A 17219-nucleotide genomic window follows, 5' to 3' on the forward strand; every position below is an offset into this window, starting at 1 on the left:
TATGGAGGGTGGAGACCATGGGAACTGCGATCAGTGAGGCACATCCTCTTTGAATTTCTCTTTCACAACTTCCAATACGATTCTCGCCGAGTCTGTTGCGGAGAGTTGCGTCGTATCGATTCTCACTTCCGGATGAAGCGGCGCTTCATAAGGGTCTTGTAGCCCTGGAACGGTTGACGATTCGCCACGCTGACCTCGTTGATAGGTCCCTTTGTAATCACGCTCCATCGCAAGTCCTAATGGGCACTCTACTGCTACCTCAACAAACTGATGGATGAGACTTCGAGCGAAATCACGGTATACGCGCTTGCTCGCCGTGGCGTCGAAGATGACCGTGACGCCATGCGAAACCAATCTCGCTCCCATGAAGGCGAGGGCGCGATAAAAGAGATCCCGCTCTGCTAGTGAATAGGTCGGTGTCGGCGTGAGGACTCGCCTGACTGCGTCGGACTCAAGGACTTCGACGGACAACTTCAACTGCTCGAGCTGAGATCGCAGCGCTACGGCAATCGTACTCTTGCCCGACGCTGGCAAACCCGTAAGCCAGATGGCAAAACTCGGGGTATGGTCAATGGTCATAGGTCAATGGGGAAAGCTACTGGTTGCTGGGATTTAACTAGTTCTGCCTGATTCGCGATAGGCTTCACTCTTCACTAATGACAAATGACCAATGAGCTTCTACACCCCGCAATACTCATTGACCCGTTCGGGCTCAAAGCGTGGCACGTCGAGCACATTTTCAATGAAGCGAAAGAGACTCCGTCGGGTGTCGATCGACAGGTTTGGATACCAGAGCGGGCTGGCCACGACCAAGCCGCGAAAGGCAAAGAACGGTGCGGCTGTTTCCATCACTTCCTTGTCGCCACTTGCTTCTACATAGGTCTCCCAAAACAACCGGAAAATGAACTCAAATGGCCCCTTCAGCTTTCCACGGCTGATCAGCGAGTTGAGCAGATAGTTGATCGTCATGGCCGTAACGTCGTCGGCCGGCTCGCCCCATTCTCCGCGCGACCGGTCCAGTACCGCAAAATCCGTCCCGCGACGGAACAATACATTGTACGGATGGAAGTCCCCATGCACCTGTGTAAGCCGGTTGGTCTTGTCACGGAGACGCCACCGCCACCGGTTGCACGCTTCCTCCACCGTTCGTAACAAGTCGGCGGTGATAAAGCCAAAGCGTGTGGGATAGCTGTCGGTCAATCCCATGATGCATTCGCCATGACCGATCAATTCACGCAGCCGACGCTTATAGAGATCCGCGTCTCGACGCTTTTTGGCATGGATCTGTGCCAGGTACCGCGCCAGCGTGACCGTACGTTGTCGATCCAGCTTACGAAGCGCCCCACCTTTCATCAATCGTTCGAGATCCGCATGATAACTCGCCCCGTCAGTCCATTCGTTCAGCACGAAGAATTCACGGGCTTCTGCAATCGAAAAGAGCGTTTGGTCGGCATCGAACGCCCCAACATCGAGGGCTTTCACATGGTGTGGGAGTTGTCCATAAGAGTCATAGTCCCAGAGCATCGCCTGGGCGCGATCTGCCATATGTTCATGCCCGAACGGACCAGGCTTCATCGTTTCAAGCACCGCTGACTGAACCCGTCGCCCAATTTGGAAGGTCAATTTGACCGGCGTGCCATACCCATACCGCTTCTGGGCTCCCTTGGAACTCTCCTTGCCGATGATTCCATAGGACAAGAGTCGCGTCTCCGGCCCAAAACGGGTCTGTAGGTAGTGTTCCAAGGTCTGCTTGCGCAACGCGGGCATACCCTAGCCTCTCGCAAATCGCGTTCCATGGACACCTCATTCGTTATCACCTTGTGTCTCGCCCCTTACTCCTCTAGCAGTGAGTGGACAAACCCAAGAACGAGCTCAGAAATGGAACCCTGCCTGAGGTCACGAACGTCTGGAGAGTACCGCACAGGCTGTTCAGAAAGGCCATCCAGCAAGGCCGCAGCGAGCGAAGAGGCGAATCGTACTCTCTGCCGTACGTTGAGCCTCTGAGCGAGGCGAGAACGCCGCGGGTGGACTTTGTCAACAGCCTGCTAGCAATCCAAGAACTGTCGCATCGAGCGACACAGACCAGAGTGGCACTGTGGACAAATGCCCCGTACAGGAATCAGATGGAATTGACTCGGGTCATGAATTATCAACCCATTATTGATTGGCTAATATTCTTGGGCTCTTGCCTCGTCGGCATATCGTTTGCGACTCCTGGTTCATAAGAGGACGTGAACTATTGCGATGTGGAGGCAGGAATGGAGCTAGAAATTCACAGCCGCAATGTCGCCATGCCCCCCCACTGGAAGACCGAGATTGAATCCCGCATGGAAGACCTCCAACGCGGACATGATGATGTGATTCATGGTCGAGTTACCTTGACCAAAAATCGACACCACAAGAAACTTGCGAACCTGGCGGAAGCACTCATTATGGTCACGTTGCCCGGTCGTCATACCCTGACAGCTCGCAAGGAAGACAAGACCTTCGAGGAAGCGATTCGTTCGGCATTTCAGGCCGTTGGTATCGAACTCCGCAAGTATCGCGAAAAACTCGCGCAGACCAAGATGCGCCTGCCGCCCAGGCCCCTGCATTGCGGCGTCGTATCGAAGCTGTTCCTAAATGAGGGGTATGGCTTCATTCTCAAAGAAGGAGGCGGCGAGGTCTACTTCCATGCGAATGCACTGCAGGGACTCACAGTTGAGCAACTGGAAGATGGAACCGACGTGGTCTTCAACATCGAAGAGGGTGACAAAGGTCCTCAGGCAACGGTTGTCGCACTCCCGCCATCGATAGCCGTAAAGGTCTCCTAGGATGAATATCGAAAAATATAAGGTCCCCGTCTCAATGCTGGCCCCGACAATCGATCCCCGTCAGCTCGGCTTCGAGGATACGAGCGAACTCGAACCACTGACTGAGATCATTGGACAGGAGCGGGCCGTGGAGGCGTTGGAATTTGGGCTCAATATGAAGAGTCCCGGATTCAATCTCTACGTCTCCGGCCCGGTTGGCACAGGAAAAGCCACCGTCATTCGGCAGATGGTCCAGCATATGGCACGGACAGCTCCCGCTCCAGCTGACTGGTGTTATGTCAATAACTTCCAAGCCCCCTCTCGGCCGACCTGTCTCGCACTGCCCGCCGGACAGGGGACGTCATTCAAACGAGAGATGTCCGGATTCATCGAGGGACTACGACGTGACATCCCCTTGGCATTCGAGAGCAAGAAATATCTCGAGGCCAAGGCCAAGTTGCATGATGACATCGATACCAAGAAAAAGGCGCTCTTTCATGAATTAACGGAACACAGTCGCACACAGGGATTTGGCTTTGAGGAAACCTCGGTCGGTTTTGGGATTGCGCCGCTCAAAGATGGCCGTTCCATGACAGAGGCCGACATGGAGGCGATGACTGAGGAAGAACAGCGAGATCTGACCGAACGACGTAAGACCCTTGAAGGGGAAATCCGAGAATTCCATGTCCGCATCCACGGACTTGAGAAGGAAGCCGAGTATCAACAGCGTCATCTGGACCGCCAATTGGCCACCGATGTCTTGGAAGGTCGTTACGAAACCCTACGACGGACGTACCAAGATATGGCAACGATCACAACATTCTTGGAACATGTTCGAGACGACATCGTGAATCACTTCAAAGATTTTCTGCCGCGGGAAGGTCCCGCAATCGCCATCCCCGGTTTGGAATTCAAGCGACCCGACATGTCACGCTTCCTTGTCAATTTGATCGTGCAACATGATCCATCAGAAGGGGCTCCCGTCATTGATGAGTCACACCCGACCTACTCCAATCTCATCGGCAAGATCGAACGACGGGCCCACATGGGGGTGATGTACACGGACTTCACGGAAATCCGTGCAGGAGCTGTCCTGCAAGCCAACGGTGGCTATCTGATCGTGAACGCAGTGGACATGCTGCGCCAGCCGTTTTCATGGGACGCGCTCAAGCGGGTGATCAAGAGCGGCGAGGTGAATATCGAGGATCCTGCTGAATTCTATGGGTTCTCCACGGCAGGACTGAGACCGGAGCCGATCCCCGTGACGGTGAAGGTCATCATGGTTGGGCCACCCATGCTGTACCATACCTTGCAAGCCTACGAAGAAGATTTCGAAGAGCTGTTCAAGGTGAAAGCGGATTTCGATACTGAAGTCGTGAGGAGTGCACGACAGGACCGCCAATATGCCAGGTTCATTGCAAGGCTCTGTCGAGAAGAGGGACTGCCCCACTTCGGAGCGGATGCCGTTGCGGAAATTCTCCGGCAAGGACTCCGCTTTGCCGATCGTCGCGACCGACTGTCGATCAGGCTCAGTCTCGTCAGCGACCTCATCCGGGAAGCAGGATATTGGGCGAGGAAAGAAGGCCATGCATTTGTGACGCGAGCAGACGTCGATGCCGCTGTCACGCATAAGCGTCATCGTTCAAATTTGGCGGAACACTGGATCCAGGATGAGATCAAGGAAGGCACGTTGATGATCGATCTCGACGGTGACGTGGTCGGTCAGGTCAATGGTCTGTCGGTTCATGAGCTTGGCGACTATGCGTTCGGCCGCCCCACGCGAATTACCGCCCGTACCTATGTGGGTGCCAAAGGCGTGATCGATATTCAGCGTGAGGCGGAACTGGCCGGCATGATCCACAGCAAGGGGGTACTGACGCTGGCCGGATATCTTGCCGGAAAATTTTCAGGATCCCATCCCTTCGCCATGAGCGCTTCGTTGACGTTTGAACAGACCTATTCCGAAGTGGAAGGTGACAGCGCAGCGGTGGCCGAGCTCATCGCCATTCTGTCCAGCCTCGCCGATCTGCCGATCCATCAGTGGCTGGCCGTCACAGGCTCCGTCAATCAATTGGGCGAAATACAGCCGATCGGCGGCGTGAACGAAAAGATCGAGGGGTTCTTCGAATCCTGTTCGCGCAAAGGGTTGACCGGCACACAAGGTGTCATCATCCCCGCCCGCAATACCAAGCATGTGGCGCTTCGCCGTGATGTGGTGGAGGCCGTCGAGTCAGGTCATTTTTCCGTGTATGCCGTGAACACCATTGAAGAAGCATTGGAGTTGCTCACGGGCATCACTGCCGGCGAACGTGGGCTCGATGGGGCTTACCCGTCCGACACGGTGTTTGGCCGAGCCGCACTGCGATTAGCCGAAATGGCGCAGGCCGTGGCGGAATGGGGTGATGGGGAAGAGAAACCCAGCGGACACATCATCACGGAGCCATAACGGCTATTTGCGCATCAATTGATATTTTTCAATAGCCAATCTACCGATCTGTTTGCCCATCTCGGTTCCCACTTTGCCGCTGTTTCGATAATGGACACCATCATAGATCCGTGCATTCGGGACTTCCTGCATGAACTCGTCCACACTCGTCCAGTTGCGCGCGATGTCACCCGCGGCATGACTGGTCGTGATGAGGACCGGCATTGGGTCATTGCCGATCTCAGCCTTTAACACCGTCCCCACGACACCGGACGTAATACAGTGTGCGCAGGGATATTCCGGATGCATGGGTGTCTCGATGAACGGCACCCAGGACTCGTCCCGTTCCGTCGCATCGTTCCCATCGATATCGCCGTTTCGAATGGCGGTGAGTGGTCTCCAGAAGCCATAGTGATACTTCGCATCAAACACCGCAATTAAGCCATCATCAGAGGCTTGTGTGACTGCGGCAAACAGACGTGCATTCCGAGTGATGTCTCGTCCCGGGATATTCGCGACGGATCTCACAATACCATGATAGATCGGCGGCATGACCTCTTCCCAGAAACGGGCGATGTCAGTCTGTGCCGCGGTTCGCTGTCGGCTCTGCTTTCCACCCAGCGCTTTTACCTCATTGTAGTCGCGCACCCATACTTCGCTGCCCAAGTCCGGAGGTGGCCCAGGGCGAAATTGCGACGGATTTGTCATCAACCAGGGGGTGCGATACCTCCACTGTGGAGCTTCCGGTATCACCGTGGGCACATAGGTTCCCGCCCTCGTCTGTGGACGGTAGGATTCCCCTGCTGCAGCCTCGTCATTCGCACGCCGCGCTAGAATGCCCGCGACCGCCTTTTCACCGACAGCCATGCCGTTCGATTTAGCCGAACCATCGGCGATGGCTGTCATAGCAGCCTGATAGGCGTGATCGATAATGGCTTGCTGGGATGGGACAAGCTTCGTCAACATGGCACGATTCGCCGCCGCGACCGCCGCTTCTACCGATGCCCCAGAAGCCGTCTCTAGTTTCAAATCGCTGACGGGATACCGTTGCGTGATGGCGTTCACCGCTTCATAGACTGAGGCTTGAACCATCGCTAATGCCCGTTCTGCCGGCAACGGTCCCAACCCAGCCTTCACCACGATTCCACCAGCCTGCTCGTTCCATTCGGTGACAGCATCGGCACAGGCATCCGACAGTGCCGATGCACTGAGGAGTAGTGCGATGAGACTTACTCGCAATATCTGTGAATAGACGATCGTTAGCTGCATAGTTCTACCCTCTTAAATGGTGACTTGTTCCCTTATCAAGCATTTATTGATCGCGACGTATCGCCGTAACCGAGCAACTATCGTGCTTGGACTGCCGAAATTATCCGCCTGACGATTCTATACATCTGCGGTTCTTGTCAATGCCCAGGACCACTGGTCGAAGATGTGAGGAGAATATCCTCAGAGCCGTCTATCCAGCTAGACAATTTTGGCGAGCTATCGTTAAGACCACGGAATTGCTATTTCGCACCAGAAACGAAGGTTCGAGGGAATCTGCGCCTTTGATTCTCTTCCCTCTGTACTGGACGTAACGATCAAAAAAGATGGTGCAGGGCTTTACGAAAGAAGGTAAAGGGGAGAAGAATCAACGCAGCCATCTCCTGGCAGAAGTTTCCAAGATTCCGGATCGGATCGCTATTCACTCATACCATCTTGGTCTGAGAAGGGCGTTTTCCCCCTTCTCAGACCATTTCCTCTCCTTAAGCATTACTCGCCAGGTTGTTGACGCTGTCCGATCCACGGGAAGAAATCTACCGTGTGAAGACGTGAAAGGAGGTGTCATGGTCCATAGCATGACCATGTCAGCTCCACGGCAACCCTGCAGCATGAGGAGAGGCAAGCGAGTTTGTGCATCGCTTCATCGATGCACAAACTACCTATTTGTCCTGCAGATTCATGCTTTGCCGGTCTATTTTGATGCTTTCAATCCTGTTTGCTTCATCGCATAGGACAACGCGCCGGTGGCTGGAGAATCAGAGTCAGCTTTCCCGTAGGCCCCGACCAGTAATGCCGCAGCATGGGCGGCATGCTCATGTGTTTGCCTGATACCGGTTCCATGAACCGACTCATGGGCGTGTTCCTCCACCATAGACGCATGCATAATCGCATATTCCATAGCTTCCTGAACCGATGCCGGTGCATTGCTGGCTTTCAATGTCTCGTAGGCTTCTTCCATGTATAGCAGCGCACCATGCCCATCCCCAGGATTTCCGACCTTTTCGTTAAAGCGTGGGTGGAGCTTGTCAGTATATTCAGATGAGTCGGCATACTCAGGTGAATCCTTCCCTCCGAGAATATTAAGCGCCCGCTGCATATGAACCCGGATTGATCCGCTGCTTCTGCGAGACGATCCAAGGGCCTTCTCAGTCTGGTCAATTGCTAGTTTCAGTTGGTCATGCGCCTTCTGCAAGTTTACTTTTGCCCTCTCGTTGATGTTTTTTTCCGTCGACGCCACACCTGGACTCACCGTCCACCCGAGTGCCAGTATTCCCAGCGTCCCTACCATCAATCCAAGCTTTACTCGTCCAACCCGTTCGATCATGATACTGCCTCCTTCGGTCTAATCTCTTAGTACATCCGCTGCATCCGCATGCAGGTATTCTTCAGGAATATCCCTACCCCAAGTCGACCCTTACCATCTGTATCATTCTGTAATGTATCTATTCTCAAAACTGGAACTTTCAACCCGTCACCTACCGCAGAGCGCCTCACACACGTGAACCTATGAAGTACCCACGGACGCCTGCCTCATGAGACTGTACGGCTTGCGATGGGCAGGCAGGCGCAGGCTCCCAACATCTCCACTACTCCGCACCAAATGCTCGGTACAAGATCCCCAACAAGAAGCTTACGGTGAGCACTGAGAAAATGATCATCGTCATGACCGGCCTCCTTTTTCTTCTTCTGTCGACAGAGACGACATACTGCTGAAGCATGAAAGCCCGATGAAGGATATCCGAAGAGTTTTTCATCTCACACATATCGATCGGTTAATGGCACCGTCATGCTTTTCCCCAATTCGGCGACCCTATGGGATGTCCCGGTATTGATCTGACTTTTTCGCTCGACGCTGCTATATCAAATGCTAGGCGGGCAATTCCCCGCCCCTGAAGTTCCTCAGTGTTATTGGTTTTCTTTCCAGTCACGCTTGCAGCTGCTATGACGGCCTGACCTGCTCCCATGACGACGTACGGAAAGTAGACCATCGAAAGATCCAGCATGTTGTGCACGAGCAATGCCCTCCTTTTTGGTTAGTATTACATAACAATATATACATCGCCCGGATGAAGAGACCGTGAATGCCGGGTGAAAATCTCTTCATCTACGCCTTTGAGAGGCACAAGTGCCTCGCCTTGTCGTTTCAAGGTTTGAAATCAGAGGCAACGCTACACAAGACAAGTGGGGATTAGTTTTGAGATAAGAAGCTGAGCTGAGGTGGGGCTGTAAGAAATGTCCGCTTGGATAAATTGGGATTAACGATACTCGTTCCAGGTCTGAGGACGGGCAGAACGCCCGCCTCAGACCGTCTCCTTCTCCAAACCATGTTCAGCTCAGTGGATGACTGGGTGAATAGAGCGACCCTCCGGCTCAGATTCGCTCAATGACAGTTGCTATCTTCCCATCATCCTCCGCGACCGAACAGCCATCACTCTGACTGGAGGAATACATTGATCCCCCTGCTCCAATGCGATCGATGACATCCAGCTTCACCTGACAGGCGCTCACCGAACCAGATTTTGACTAGTAGATCGACCTGCCATGTCCGATACGCTCCGTGAAAGCCACTTGGTCTACCTCCAACGCGAAGCTGCTTGGCGCATTCACAATGCCGGTGACAGCCATCATTGCTATGAACCCGAGTGACTCCGTTCTTCCCTCTCATGATCTCCTCCTCATGGTGTCATCCGCCTGCGGGTCATTCCGCATGCTGGAGGGGAGGATAATGGCTCACCAATGGTCAGCCAATTGATGGTTTATACTCCATGAATAAGCTGTACCTATCATCTGTGGACACATCGGCACCGGACGATTTTCTCAGAGGTCCGATGATGCGACAATGTGCATCCCGTGAATAAGGTCATACCGAGATCACAAACCGACGCAGAGTAGCTGGTTGGTGTGGGCAGGAAACGGTTTACAGACTTGGATGGCGATGGATGCGAGGAACGCGGGACGGAGGTTCACTAACGGCATCTCAGCATATGCCCAGGACAATGGAGAGTGGTGCCAGGCTGAATGTCCAGCCCCAGCTCCTGGATGGTTTGGCTCGCTATTCAGTGATGTGTGAACTGATCACGCTTACAACTTTCTTCCGCCAAGAGTCGCTGCCCTGCCGTCGCTTCGGTGGGAATACGTGCCACACAGGCGTCCAGCGAATCACCTTGCGTACCGGCGGATGCACGGTTGGCGCTTTTCGCCACGGCAACCCCAGCCACAGCCTGGTAAAGCTTTTCATTGTCCTGACAACTTTGCTCGGCCACCATCTGCGCCCCTTCACTGGCATCGTTCGCAATTCGTGCCAGGCACGCCTTCACAACATCCGATGGTCCAGCAGGAGCCACTTCAGGCGGGGCCGATGAGATCGCCGGGCCTGATGCTGTTGGTTCCACAACGGTCTGTTCTGCCACACAGCCTCCGATGATCAACAGGCAGACAATCCCACGAAGCAACGTTTCCGTCGGTATCCCATGCATAGTTAGCGTTCCTTCCTTAACTAAGTTGGACCAGCCCTGTATAGCGAAGTCTCCTGCTTCGAGCAAGCCATATTCTGGCCCTATTGCGAGATTTGTTGCCCTGAGTTCCCTCTCACCACGTTTCTTTGACCCATTCGTACAACGCTAGAGAGAGACACGGGTTGAGAGAGTAGGAAGCCGTCCAGTATGATGACTGCTATCTCTCCCGCGACAGATCAATCAGGGTAATAGTGGCGCATAAGTTGAGACAATCATCGCGAAGGCGGGTGGAACGGAGCCATCAATGCAGTGGGTGAAGAGAACCTTGATTGGACTCGTCGTGCTAGGCGGCCTCACGTACCTGTACTATACCGAAGTCAAACCGGTCGTCATCTTCGGCTTGCGTGAAGATTACGCCCATGCCATCCCCCATCAAAAAGTTCCCGACGGTCTCGTGAGCTTGAAGGCGGAGGCCTGCGGAGTCTGCCATGTCGACATCTACAACGAATGGAAAACCAGCATCCATGCACAGGCCTATACAGACCCCTTCTTCCAAGCTTATTGGACGAAGGATAAACGTATCTGGGTCTGCTTGAACTGTCACACCCCCCTGGAAAATCAGCAACCAACCTTAATCAAGGACATTCCACGCGACCGAGTGGAACGAGCCGTCCAAGAGCCCAATCCGCACTACGACAAGGAGTATCAACAGGAAGGTGTGACCTGTGCGGGCTGTCACGTACGAGATGGCGTCATCCTAGGGCCGTACGCAGACGCCAAGGCTCCTCACCCGACAAAACATGATCCCATGTTTCGCACCGCACAACTGTGTGAGCGCTGTCACAGTGTCGTGGGGGGGCCGGCGCAATTTTATAATGGCGGACCTTGTGGCACCTATCCCGAATACGAGGATGGATACTGGAAGAAAGAGAAGAGCTTCATTTGCCAGAGCTGCCATATGCCGGAAATCGAGCGATCGGTCGCAATCGGCGGCCCTGTCCGCCAAGGCCGTCAACATCTCTGGCGGGGCGGGCATGACCCCGCAATGGTCAAGCGAGCCATCGACGTGAAGGTAAGAGCTGAACCGGCCGAACCGAAACCCGGCGACAAGGTACGAGTGACTCTAACCCTGGTGAATGCAGGCGCAGGCCACAAACTCCCTACAGGGGACCCAGACCGCCACTTCACCGTCGAATTTACAGTGGAAGATGAAGGTGGCAAAGTGCTGGAACAGCAGTCGGATACGACCGGACGTTGGATCCTCTGGCAACCAGCTATTGTCGAGCTGCACGACAATCGGCTCATGCCATTAGCCAGCAGAGACTATACGTTTGAATATCGAGTACCAAAAGACAGCGCCGGTTTGAAATTACGCACGAAGATTCGTTACCACATCCAAACCGAGGGGCAGCATCAGATGCTGATCGACAAGTATGGTCTCACGGCGAAAGACCCCTACAACTTTACGGTCTATGAACGAGCGGCGTCTTTGACCGGCAATCTTGCCGCCTCCTTTACGCAGAGCGTGACTGAGACACACCTGGCCTGTGCAGCATCAAATCGAGGCTGACCAATACACCCTCCAGGAAAGTCGTTATGGGGAGCGAGGATGGATCATGCGACGACATACTCAGTTACTCATAATTGTATTCTCTGCTCTCAATGGCATATCGATGACAAATGCCTATGCCGGCCCAGAAATTACCGGCATTCCAAGAGAGCCGGTGGATAAAGTTAAGATGGAAAAGGCGAGATTATCAGCACAACTCTGTGGCCCAGGATGGAGGCTATCGGACGATCGTGAACATACCCCAGCGAGCTTCCTGTGCGTCCCTGTAAAGCCAAGAGTACAGTGTCCGCCGAATGCCCAGTTGCTTGAAACAGACTATTCAATAGGGTGTATGGCAAAGCCACGCTAGGCAAGCATGTGTATGAGGCCACCAACCGTTGGTGGCCTTCCCTTGAAATTGAGCCACGTTGGCATTATGAAGGCATCCGACGCCTCACCGAAAACCGGTTAAACTCATGAGGCTATCGAGCCAAATTTCTGAGGTTGGGTCAACCGACTATCTCCGGACTGGTTGCAATGCCGCACCTTGAAACGCACACCGTACGCCGAATTGGATGGCTCCGTGCCGCTGTGTTAGGCGCAAATGACGGCATTGTGTCCACGGCCAGCCTTGTCTTAGGCGTTGCCGCAGCAGGCGCAAGCTCGACGAGTATTATGACCGCAGGCGTAGCCGGTCTTGTGGCAGGATCCATGGCGATGGCTGCTGGCGAGTATGTTTCGGTGAGTTCACAGGCCGATACCGAGCGAGCCGATCTAGATCGAGAGCGTAAGGAGTTGTCGGCAGATCCTGAACAGGAACACAGGGAGATGACCGCAATCTACGTTGCACGTGGGCTCGATGTAGAACTCGCATCCAAAGTTGCAACCCAGCTGATGGCATATGATGCACTCGGTGCCCATAGTCGTGATGAGCTCGGAATATCTGAGACCATGACCGCACGACCGGTTCAAGCCGCCTTGGCATCCGCTGTCACATTTTCCGTTGGTGCCGCCCTACCTCTCTTAATCGTCCTGCTGGTCCCCACCTCTGCACTTATGTGGGCTGTTTCTGGAAGTTCACTTCTCTTTCTCGCTCTTTTAGGCTCCTTGGCTGCGCAGGTCGGCGGCGCTTCCGCAATCATTGCTGCCACGCGGGTCACCGTTTGGGGCGCCTTGGCGATGGTCGTGACCGCCGGGGTTGGAGCGTTGTTTGGGGTTCCCGCCTGATCCCTGCCATTCCTGATCGCTGAAACATTGAGCAAATCCAATGCGAGCAGGCGACCGCCGAGTCCCCCCAGCCTCTGAACAGCCACTAGATCACCCGTCTTGGATCCGCTGCGATGGAAGCCATTGAACATCGTGACCCCGGTGCGGAGAATCGGCGTCGCTTCCGTTGGTATCAACACACCAGGAATGGCCGTCAGCGCCTGCGTACGTGCGATCAAGTACTCGGCATATCCTCCATCCTCATGGAAGCCCGTGACGAGGAATTTCTGAGACCACAGGGATCGGATCCCTTAGATCCGCCACCGTGAACCTTTTGATAACCGGCAACGCGCTACGTCCGACTTGCTGCCAAATTCGCTTTAGCTACCCGCTGCCTTCTGATCCTCGAATTTTCGCCCCATGACCTCATGCACCCCGCCTGCCACCAAATGCTGGATGAGATTGTAGAAGATGATTGGCACCATGACCTGTGGATACGATGCGAGTACGAGCGACGCTAAGACAAGGCCGGTCCCATTATTATTCATCCCCAATCCATACATGAGCGAAACCTGTTCTGCGTCATCGACCTTGAACAATCGACTCAGCCCATAGCCAGCGGAAAAGGCCGTGATACAGAGGCCCGCAGTGATGGCCAGCGTCACCGCCAAGAAATCATAATCTCGGTCGGCGACTGCCTGCGGTAGCGACACCGATCCGTTCGAGTAATTCAGCAGCAGCAAGACGACAGCATTGATCAGTTTGATGAACGGCATGATGGCTGTCAGTGTTGCTTCAGGCACGACGAAGCGCATCGCAAGGCCCAACAGGGAAGGCAACACGATCCAGAGCCCCAGGAACGCTCCCGATCCATAGGCGGCGATGGTGTGGATGACCTGCTCATATTCTTCTGTGGCCATCTCCCCGAATGTATACAGCGCAACCGGTGTCAAAACAGGACTGAGCAGGGTTGAAGCGAGAACCAATCCCAAGCTCAGCGCCAGATTGCCATTGGAGTTCTGAGCCCAAGCGGTTGAAGCTCCGGCAATCGGCATGGCTGCAACCAACGCCAGCCCCACGAGGATGTGTTGAGCTTCATCCGGCTCATACCACAGCCGCATGATGAGGGTGACCAGATAGATATAGGCCATGGGGATGATCAGATTGGCGGTGAGCCCCGCAGACAGGACCCCTGTCTTCTTGGCCAACGATCTCAGGTGCGAGCTCTTAACCCCCAACCCCGCATTGAACATCAAGGTCGCCAGCAGAAGCAGGAGGAGGGACACGTGCAGGGTCTCGTTGACGATTCGGAGATCGCCGAAACTTATATGTCGTATCCAGAGGCCGGCTGTTGGCCAGATGGCAGAGAGGGTGTAGGCACCGATCAAAAACCAGAGCAGATGATGATGGATGAACTGGGACAAGGAGCGAAACGTGAAGTGGCGGCTATCCCTACCCATTTCTTTTGACGGAGAATGTAAACAACAAGGTCACTACGTTCGCGCTTTCCATCGCGGACCACCTGTTGCCCGGCGAGCCTCCCCGGAATGCTGCGCGGTTATGAAACCGTTGTCAGGTGAATATCTGTGGCAGAACAGCGGAACACCTTAAGACCAGACGGTTAGAAGGCCAGCAATGAGGACCCCTTCCGGACATGCGCACAAGGACCTCACTTCATCGTCAGTACCACGCGACATCGGGCCTTCCCACTCAACATGCGGTCATACGCTGCCGCAGCTTGGTCCAGTGGGAAGGTCTCAATAATAGGACGAATCCCCGTCAGCGCACAAAAGTTCAGCGCATCCTCCGAATCCCGCGCAGTACCTGACGGCCATCCCTGAATCGTCCGGCGCGCACTGATCAGTTGAAGCGGTGTCACCGTCATGGGATCAGTCGATGCCCCAAGAACAATGAGCCTGCCGCCAACTCCTAAGCCATCGATCAAGTCCGACATGGCTTTGCCACTCGGAGCTGTCGCCAAAATGACCGTTGCTCCTCCAAGACTCGCCAGCTCCTTTGCTGGATCAGTCGCTTCGGCATCCACGTAATGCGCGGCTCCCAGCTTTAAAGCGAGCGCGGCTTTGTCCTGACCACGCCCAATGGCCACGGTATGAAAGCCCATCCGATTGGCAAACTGCACTCCCAGATGGCCGAGCCCACCCAGCCCTTGGACAGCTACGAGATCACCCGCCCTGGCTCCGCTGTGACGCAGGCTGTTAAACGTGGTAATGCCAGCGCAGAGAATGGGGGCCGCTTCCGTTGGTGCCAACACATCAGGGATGATCGCCAGCGCTTCCGTACGCGCAATGAGGTACTCCGCATATCCACCATCTTCATGGAAGCCGGTCACCAGGAACTTATGACAACTGAAAAAATCTCCGCGATGACAAGATGTGCAGTGACCACAATGGCCGCCGTGCCACCCCACCCCAACACGCTGGCCTTTCTCCCAGGCGACCACCCCGGCACCGACTGCATCGATCACTCCCGCCACCTCATGACCCGTGACGCGTGGATACTGAAGCCCTGGCCAATGGCCTTCCTTGACGAACATGTCGCTATGGCAAATCCCACAGGCCTGGACTTTCACCCGGACGGTGTTTGGCTTGGGTTCCGGCACTGAACTGCGGACGATCTTGAACGGCCCTCTCGGGGCGGTGATCTGCACGGATGTCATCGCTATCATCAAAGCCCCCCCTTCTCTGGAGACACATCGAAACAGTTTACAGGTGGTACCGGAACACCCTTGCTGCTTTTGGCTTAGTGCTGCCTTGGCGCCTTGCCAAGGATGTAAACCCGTGACCCATTCGGCAATGGCGATCACACGATCATGCCCTACTTCGCCTCCTAATATCCATTCGAACAATCGCTTCGCGGCGGTGAGGCGAAATTCCCCTGTCGGCGTTTCATCGTGGCCGTTCCCTGAAGCGATCGGCACGGCAAACGAGAGAATGTCGTACTCGTAGGCATCCAGAAAATGCTCAGATAGATTGATCAGGATGAACCGGCTGTCTTCTTCGGCGGCGAGAAATACTCCACATCATCGATCTGCTTCGGGCCCTTGATGGACAGCCCAGCGTGGATATGGCGCCGTTCGATTCGATTGAACCGTGCGACGGCGACCCACTGTTTACCGAAGAGCGTTTCCAATGTTTCACCGAGACGAAGTGTCCGGCACTCTCACTGCACAGTCCCGTCACTGGGATAATTCATATGGCAAGGTTCGCGGCGCATCGCCGACGATTCCGAATACGCAGCAGTAGAAACCAGTATGAAAGCGGCAAGGAAGGTAGTTCAAACCAAACGCAGCACCGCTTTGAACATGATGGAGATACACACCACAGACTGCTCACAAAGTTTCACCGTCAAGGCCGCAGCGAGCGAAGAGAGAGGGCGTACGCTTCGGCACGTTGAGCCTCTGAGCAACGCGAGAACACCGCCGGTGAACTTTTTCAACACTCCGTTAGGACCAATATTGCGATGCTTTCATATAGCCGAAGAGCACATCACGCCTAGCCAGAATCCCCACCAGCTTCTTATTGCGGACGACCGGCACCCGGGTCAGATAGCGGTCTTGGAACAGACCTGCCACCTGAGCAAGCGTTTGATCCTCCGTCACGGTTATGGGATGAGAGGACATGACCTCCGTCGCAAAGATCTTCCGAAGGTCACGCCCCTCGATCATCGCTTGCAAGAGATCATATTCCGTCACAATTCCCACCAAGGTGCCGTCCTCTTCCACAACGGGCAAACTTCCGTAGTTGCGATGGGTCATCAGATGGGCGATCGTGGACGCGTCGCTACGCGCTGCGCATCGTGTGACGGCATCCTGCATCAACTGCCCGACGGTCACGGTCTTCGGATCGGTCGCCTGCATAAAAAATTCGGTTTGTCTCATATGCTCCTCACAGTTGTCGCTTGCCGCCTACGGCCATATAGGCTCGCAAGAGATCGCGCCGCGTGATGATCCCGATCAATTTCTCTTTGGCATTGACCACGGGCACGCGGATCAGATCGCTTGCACGCAGTACGTGGACCATCGTTCCAAGCGTCGTCTCCGGTCGGACTGAGTAGGGGTTAGCCGTCATGATATCCTTCGCCGTCACGGTACTGAGATGATGCCGGTCATCCACCGCCGCGAGCAAATCATGTTCGCTGACGATGCCGGCAAGTTTGCGTCCATTCTCCACGACCGGCATAGCCCCAAACCCCTCGATCATGAGCGAGGCAATCATGTCCCCCTTCGCCTTCACGCGGACATACTGCACCTCCTTCTCCATAATCTGGCTCACAGTCATGGAGTCGAAGTCTTTGACTCTCACTGTGGATTTCTTCTTCCCTTTCCGCTTCTTTTTCATTGTCCCTCCTGCATGGAAGTACCCTATGATCCGGTCTTCTCGGAGATGTCGTCTAACTGACGCCATTCACCCCAGTTCCGTGATGGCGGCTGCGGCAAAACGCCTCAACACACCTCTCGGACTTAGAAATGTTTCCCTCCATATCCCCGGTAATTCGCCAATTCCTCT

General features: G+C 54.7%; 15 protein-coding genes. 5 read left to right on the forward strand and 10 right to left on the reverse strand.

Annotated elements, in window-relative coordinates:
• Nucleotides 1-30: 30 nt before the first annotated feature.
• Nucleotides 31-579, reverse strand: coding sequence for an adenylyl-sulfate kinase (locus COMA1_RS03395; protein WP_090743782.1), 549 nt, complete (start codon nucleotides 577-579; stop codon nucleotides 31-33).
• A 99-nt stretch (nucleotides 580-678) separates the two neighbouring features.
• Nucleotides 679-1767, reverse strand: a complete 1089-nt coding sequence (locus tag COMA1_RS03400) for a phosphotransferase family protein (RefSeq protein ID WP_090743784.1) — start codon at nucleotides 1765-1767, stop codon at nucleotides 679-681.
• Nucleotides 1768-2258: 491 nt separating this feature from the next.
• On the opposite strand from COMA1_RS03400, the gene COMA1_RS03405 reads away from it, so the two are divergent.
• A complete protein-coding gene (locus COMA1_RS03405) occupies nucleotides 2259-2813 on the forward strand; it encodes an HPF/RaiA family ribosome-associated protein (protein ID WP_090743787.1) in 555 nt (184 codons plus the stop codon).
• 1 nt (nucleotide 2814) lies between these two features.
• Nucleotides 2815-5238, forward strand: coding sequence for a Lon protease family protein (locus COMA1_RS03410; RefSeq protein ID WP_090743790.1), 2424 nt, complete (start codon nucleotides 2815-2817; stop codon nucleotides 5236-5238).
• Nucleotides 5239-5241: 3 nt separating this feature from the next.
• On the opposite strand, the gene COMA1_RS03415 is transcribed toward COMA1_RS03410, so the two are convergent.
• From COMA1_RS03415 to COMA1_RS03430, 3 genes are all read right to left on the reverse strand, one after another.
• Entirely contained in the window at nucleotides 5242-6486 is a 1245-nt protein-coding gene (locus tag COMA1_RS03415) for a vanadium-dependent haloperoxidase (protein ID WP_090743793.1), read from the reverse strand.
• A 688-nt stretch (nucleotides 6487-7174) separates the two neighbouring features.
• On the reverse strand, nucleotides 7175-7807 hold the full coding sequence (locus COMA1_RS03420) for a hypothetical protein (RefSeq protein ID WP_090743796.1): 633 nt from the start codon (nucleotides 7805-7807) through the stop codon (nucleotides 7175-7177).
• Nucleotides 7808-9539: 1732 nt separating this feature from the next.
• Nucleotides 9540-9959 (reverse strand): hypothetical protein, encoded by a 420-nt coding sequence (locus COMA1_RS03430; RefSeq protein ID WP_090743802.1) that lies wholly within the window; start codon nucleotides 9957-9959, stop codon nucleotides 9540-9542.
• A 283-nt stretch (nucleotides 9960-10242) separates the two neighbouring features.
• Between COMA1_RS03430 and COMA1_RS03435 the strand changes: the two genes are divergently transcribed.
• The 3 genes from COMA1_RS03435 (at nucleotide 10243) to COMA1_RS03445 (ending at nucleotide 13022) form a co-directional block, all read left to right on the forward strand.
• Nucleotides 10243-11508 (forward strand): multiheme c-type cytochrome, encoded by a 1266-nt coding sequence (locus COMA1_RS03435; RefSeq protein ID WP_090743805.1) that lies wholly within the window; start codon nucleotides 10243-10245, stop codon nucleotides 11506-11508.
• A gap of 516 nt (nucleotides 11509-12024) precedes the next feature.
• On the forward strand, nucleotides 12025-12714 hold the full coding sequence (locus COMA1_RS03440; protein ID WP_090743807.1) for a VIT1/CCC1 transporter family protein: 690 nt from the start codon (nucleotides 12025-12027) through the stop codon (nucleotides 12712-12714).
• 113 nt (nucleotides 12715-12827) lie between these two features.
• Nucleotides 12828-13022 (forward strand): hypothetical protein, encoded by a 195-nt coding sequence (locus tag COMA1_RS03445; RefSeq protein WP_090743811.1) that lies wholly within the window; start codon nucleotides 12828-12830, stop codon nucleotides 13020-13022.
• Nucleotides 13023-13073: 51 nt separating this feature from the next.
• Here the strand turns inward: COMA1_RS03445 and COMA1_RS03450 are convergent, their stop codons facing one another.
• The 5 genes from COMA1_RS03450 to COMA1_RS03465 form a co-directional block, all read right to left on the reverse strand.
• Nucleotides 13074-14153: a bile acid:sodium symporter family protein gene (locus tag COMA1_RS03450; RefSeq protein WP_090743814.1), complete on the reverse strand. Its 1080-nt coding sequence runs from the start codon at nucleotides 14151-14153 to the stop codon at nucleotides 13074-13076.
• 209 nt (nucleotides 14154-14362) lie between these two features.
• Nucleotides 14363-15379, reverse strand: coding sequence for an alcohol dehydrogenase catalytic domain-containing protein (locus COMA1_RS03455; protein WP_090746782.1), 1017 nt, complete (start codon nucleotides 15377-15379; stop codon nucleotides 14363-14365).
• 308 nt (nucleotides 15380-15687) lie between these two features.
• Nucleotides 15688-15843, reverse strand: a complete 156-nt coding sequence (locus COMA1_RS20960; RefSeq protein ID WP_176697823.1) for a hypothetical protein — start codon at nucleotides 15841-15843, stop codon at nucleotides 15688-15690.
• Nucleotides 15844-16156: 313 nt separating this feature from the next.
• Nucleotides 16157-16591: a CBS domain-containing protein gene (locus COMA1_RS03460; RefSeq protein WP_090743818.1), complete on the reverse strand. Its 435-nt coding sequence runs from the start codon at nucleotides 16589-16591 to the stop codon at nucleotides 16157-16159.
• 7 nt (nucleotides 16592-16598) lie between these two features.
• Nucleotides 16599-17051 (reverse strand): CBS domain-containing protein, encoded by a 453-nt coding sequence (locus COMA1_RS03465; RefSeq protein ID WP_176697824.1) that lies wholly within the window; start codon nucleotides 17049-17051, stop codon nucleotides 16599-16601.
• Nucleotides 17052-17219 lie beyond the last annotated feature (168 nt).

It is taken from the genome of Candidatus Nitrospira nitrosa (genome assembly GCF_001458735.1).
Taxonomy (GTDB): Bacteria; Nitrospirota; Nitrospiria; order Nitrospirales; family Nitrospiraceae; genus Nitrospira_D; species Nitrospira_D nitrosa.

Coding starts and splice junctions, on each gene's coding strand:
- COMA1_RS03430 (WP_090743802.1), bottom strand. CDS start 9,959: ATGCATGGGATACCGACGGAAACGTTGCTTCGTGGGATTGTCTGCCTG.
- COMA1_RS03400 (WP_090743784.1), bottom strand. CDS start 1,767: ATGCCCGCGTTGCGCAAGCAGACCTTGGAACACTACCTACAGACCCGT.
- COMA1_RS03455 (WP_090746782.1), bottom strand. CDS start 15,379: ATGATAGCGATGACATCCGTGCAGATCACCGCCCCGAGAGGGCCGTTC.
- COMA1_RS03450 (WP_090743814.1), bottom strand. CDS start 14,153: ATGGGTAGGGATAGCCGCCACTTCACGTTTCGCTCCTTGTCCCAGTTC.
- COMA1_RS03445 (WP_090743811.1), top strand. CDS start 12,828: ATGGAAGCCATTGAACATCGTGACCCCGGTGCGGAGAATCGGCGTCGC.
- COMA1_RS03420 (WP_090743796.1), bottom strand. CDS start 7,807: ATGATCGAACGGGTTGGACGAGTAAAGCTTGGATTGATGGTAGGGACG.
- COMA1_RS03405 (WP_090743787.1), top strand. CDS start 2,259: ATGGAGCTAGAAATTCACAGCCGCAATGTCGCCATGCCCCCCCACTGG.
- COMA1_RS03415 (WP_090743793.1), bottom strand. CDS start 6,486: ATGCAGCTAACGATCGTCTATTCACAGATATTGCGAGTAAGTCTCATC.
- COMA1_RS03435 (WP_090743805.1), top strand. CDS start 10,243: ATGCAGTGGGTGAAGAGAACCTTGATTGGACTCGTCGTGCTAGGCGGC.
- COMA1_RS03460 (WP_090743818.1), bottom strand. CDS start 16,591: ATGAGACAAACCGAATTTTTTATGCAGGCGACCGATCCGAAGACCGTG.
- COMA1_RS03465 (WP_176697824.1), bottom strand. CDS start 17,051: ATGAAAAAGAAGCGGAAAGGGAAGAAGAAATCCACAGTGAGAGTCAAA.
- COMA1_RS03395 (WP_090743782.1), bottom strand. CDS start 579: ATGACCATTGACCATACCCCGAGTTTTGCCATCTGGCTTACGGGTTTG.
- COMA1_RS03410 (WP_090743790.1), top strand. CDS start 2,815: ATGAATATCGAAAAATATAAGGTCCCCGTCTCAATGCTGGCCCCGACA.
- COMA1_RS03440 (WP_090743807.1), top strand. CDS start 12,025: ATGCCGCACCTTGAAACGCACACCGTACGCCGAATTGGATGGCTCCGT.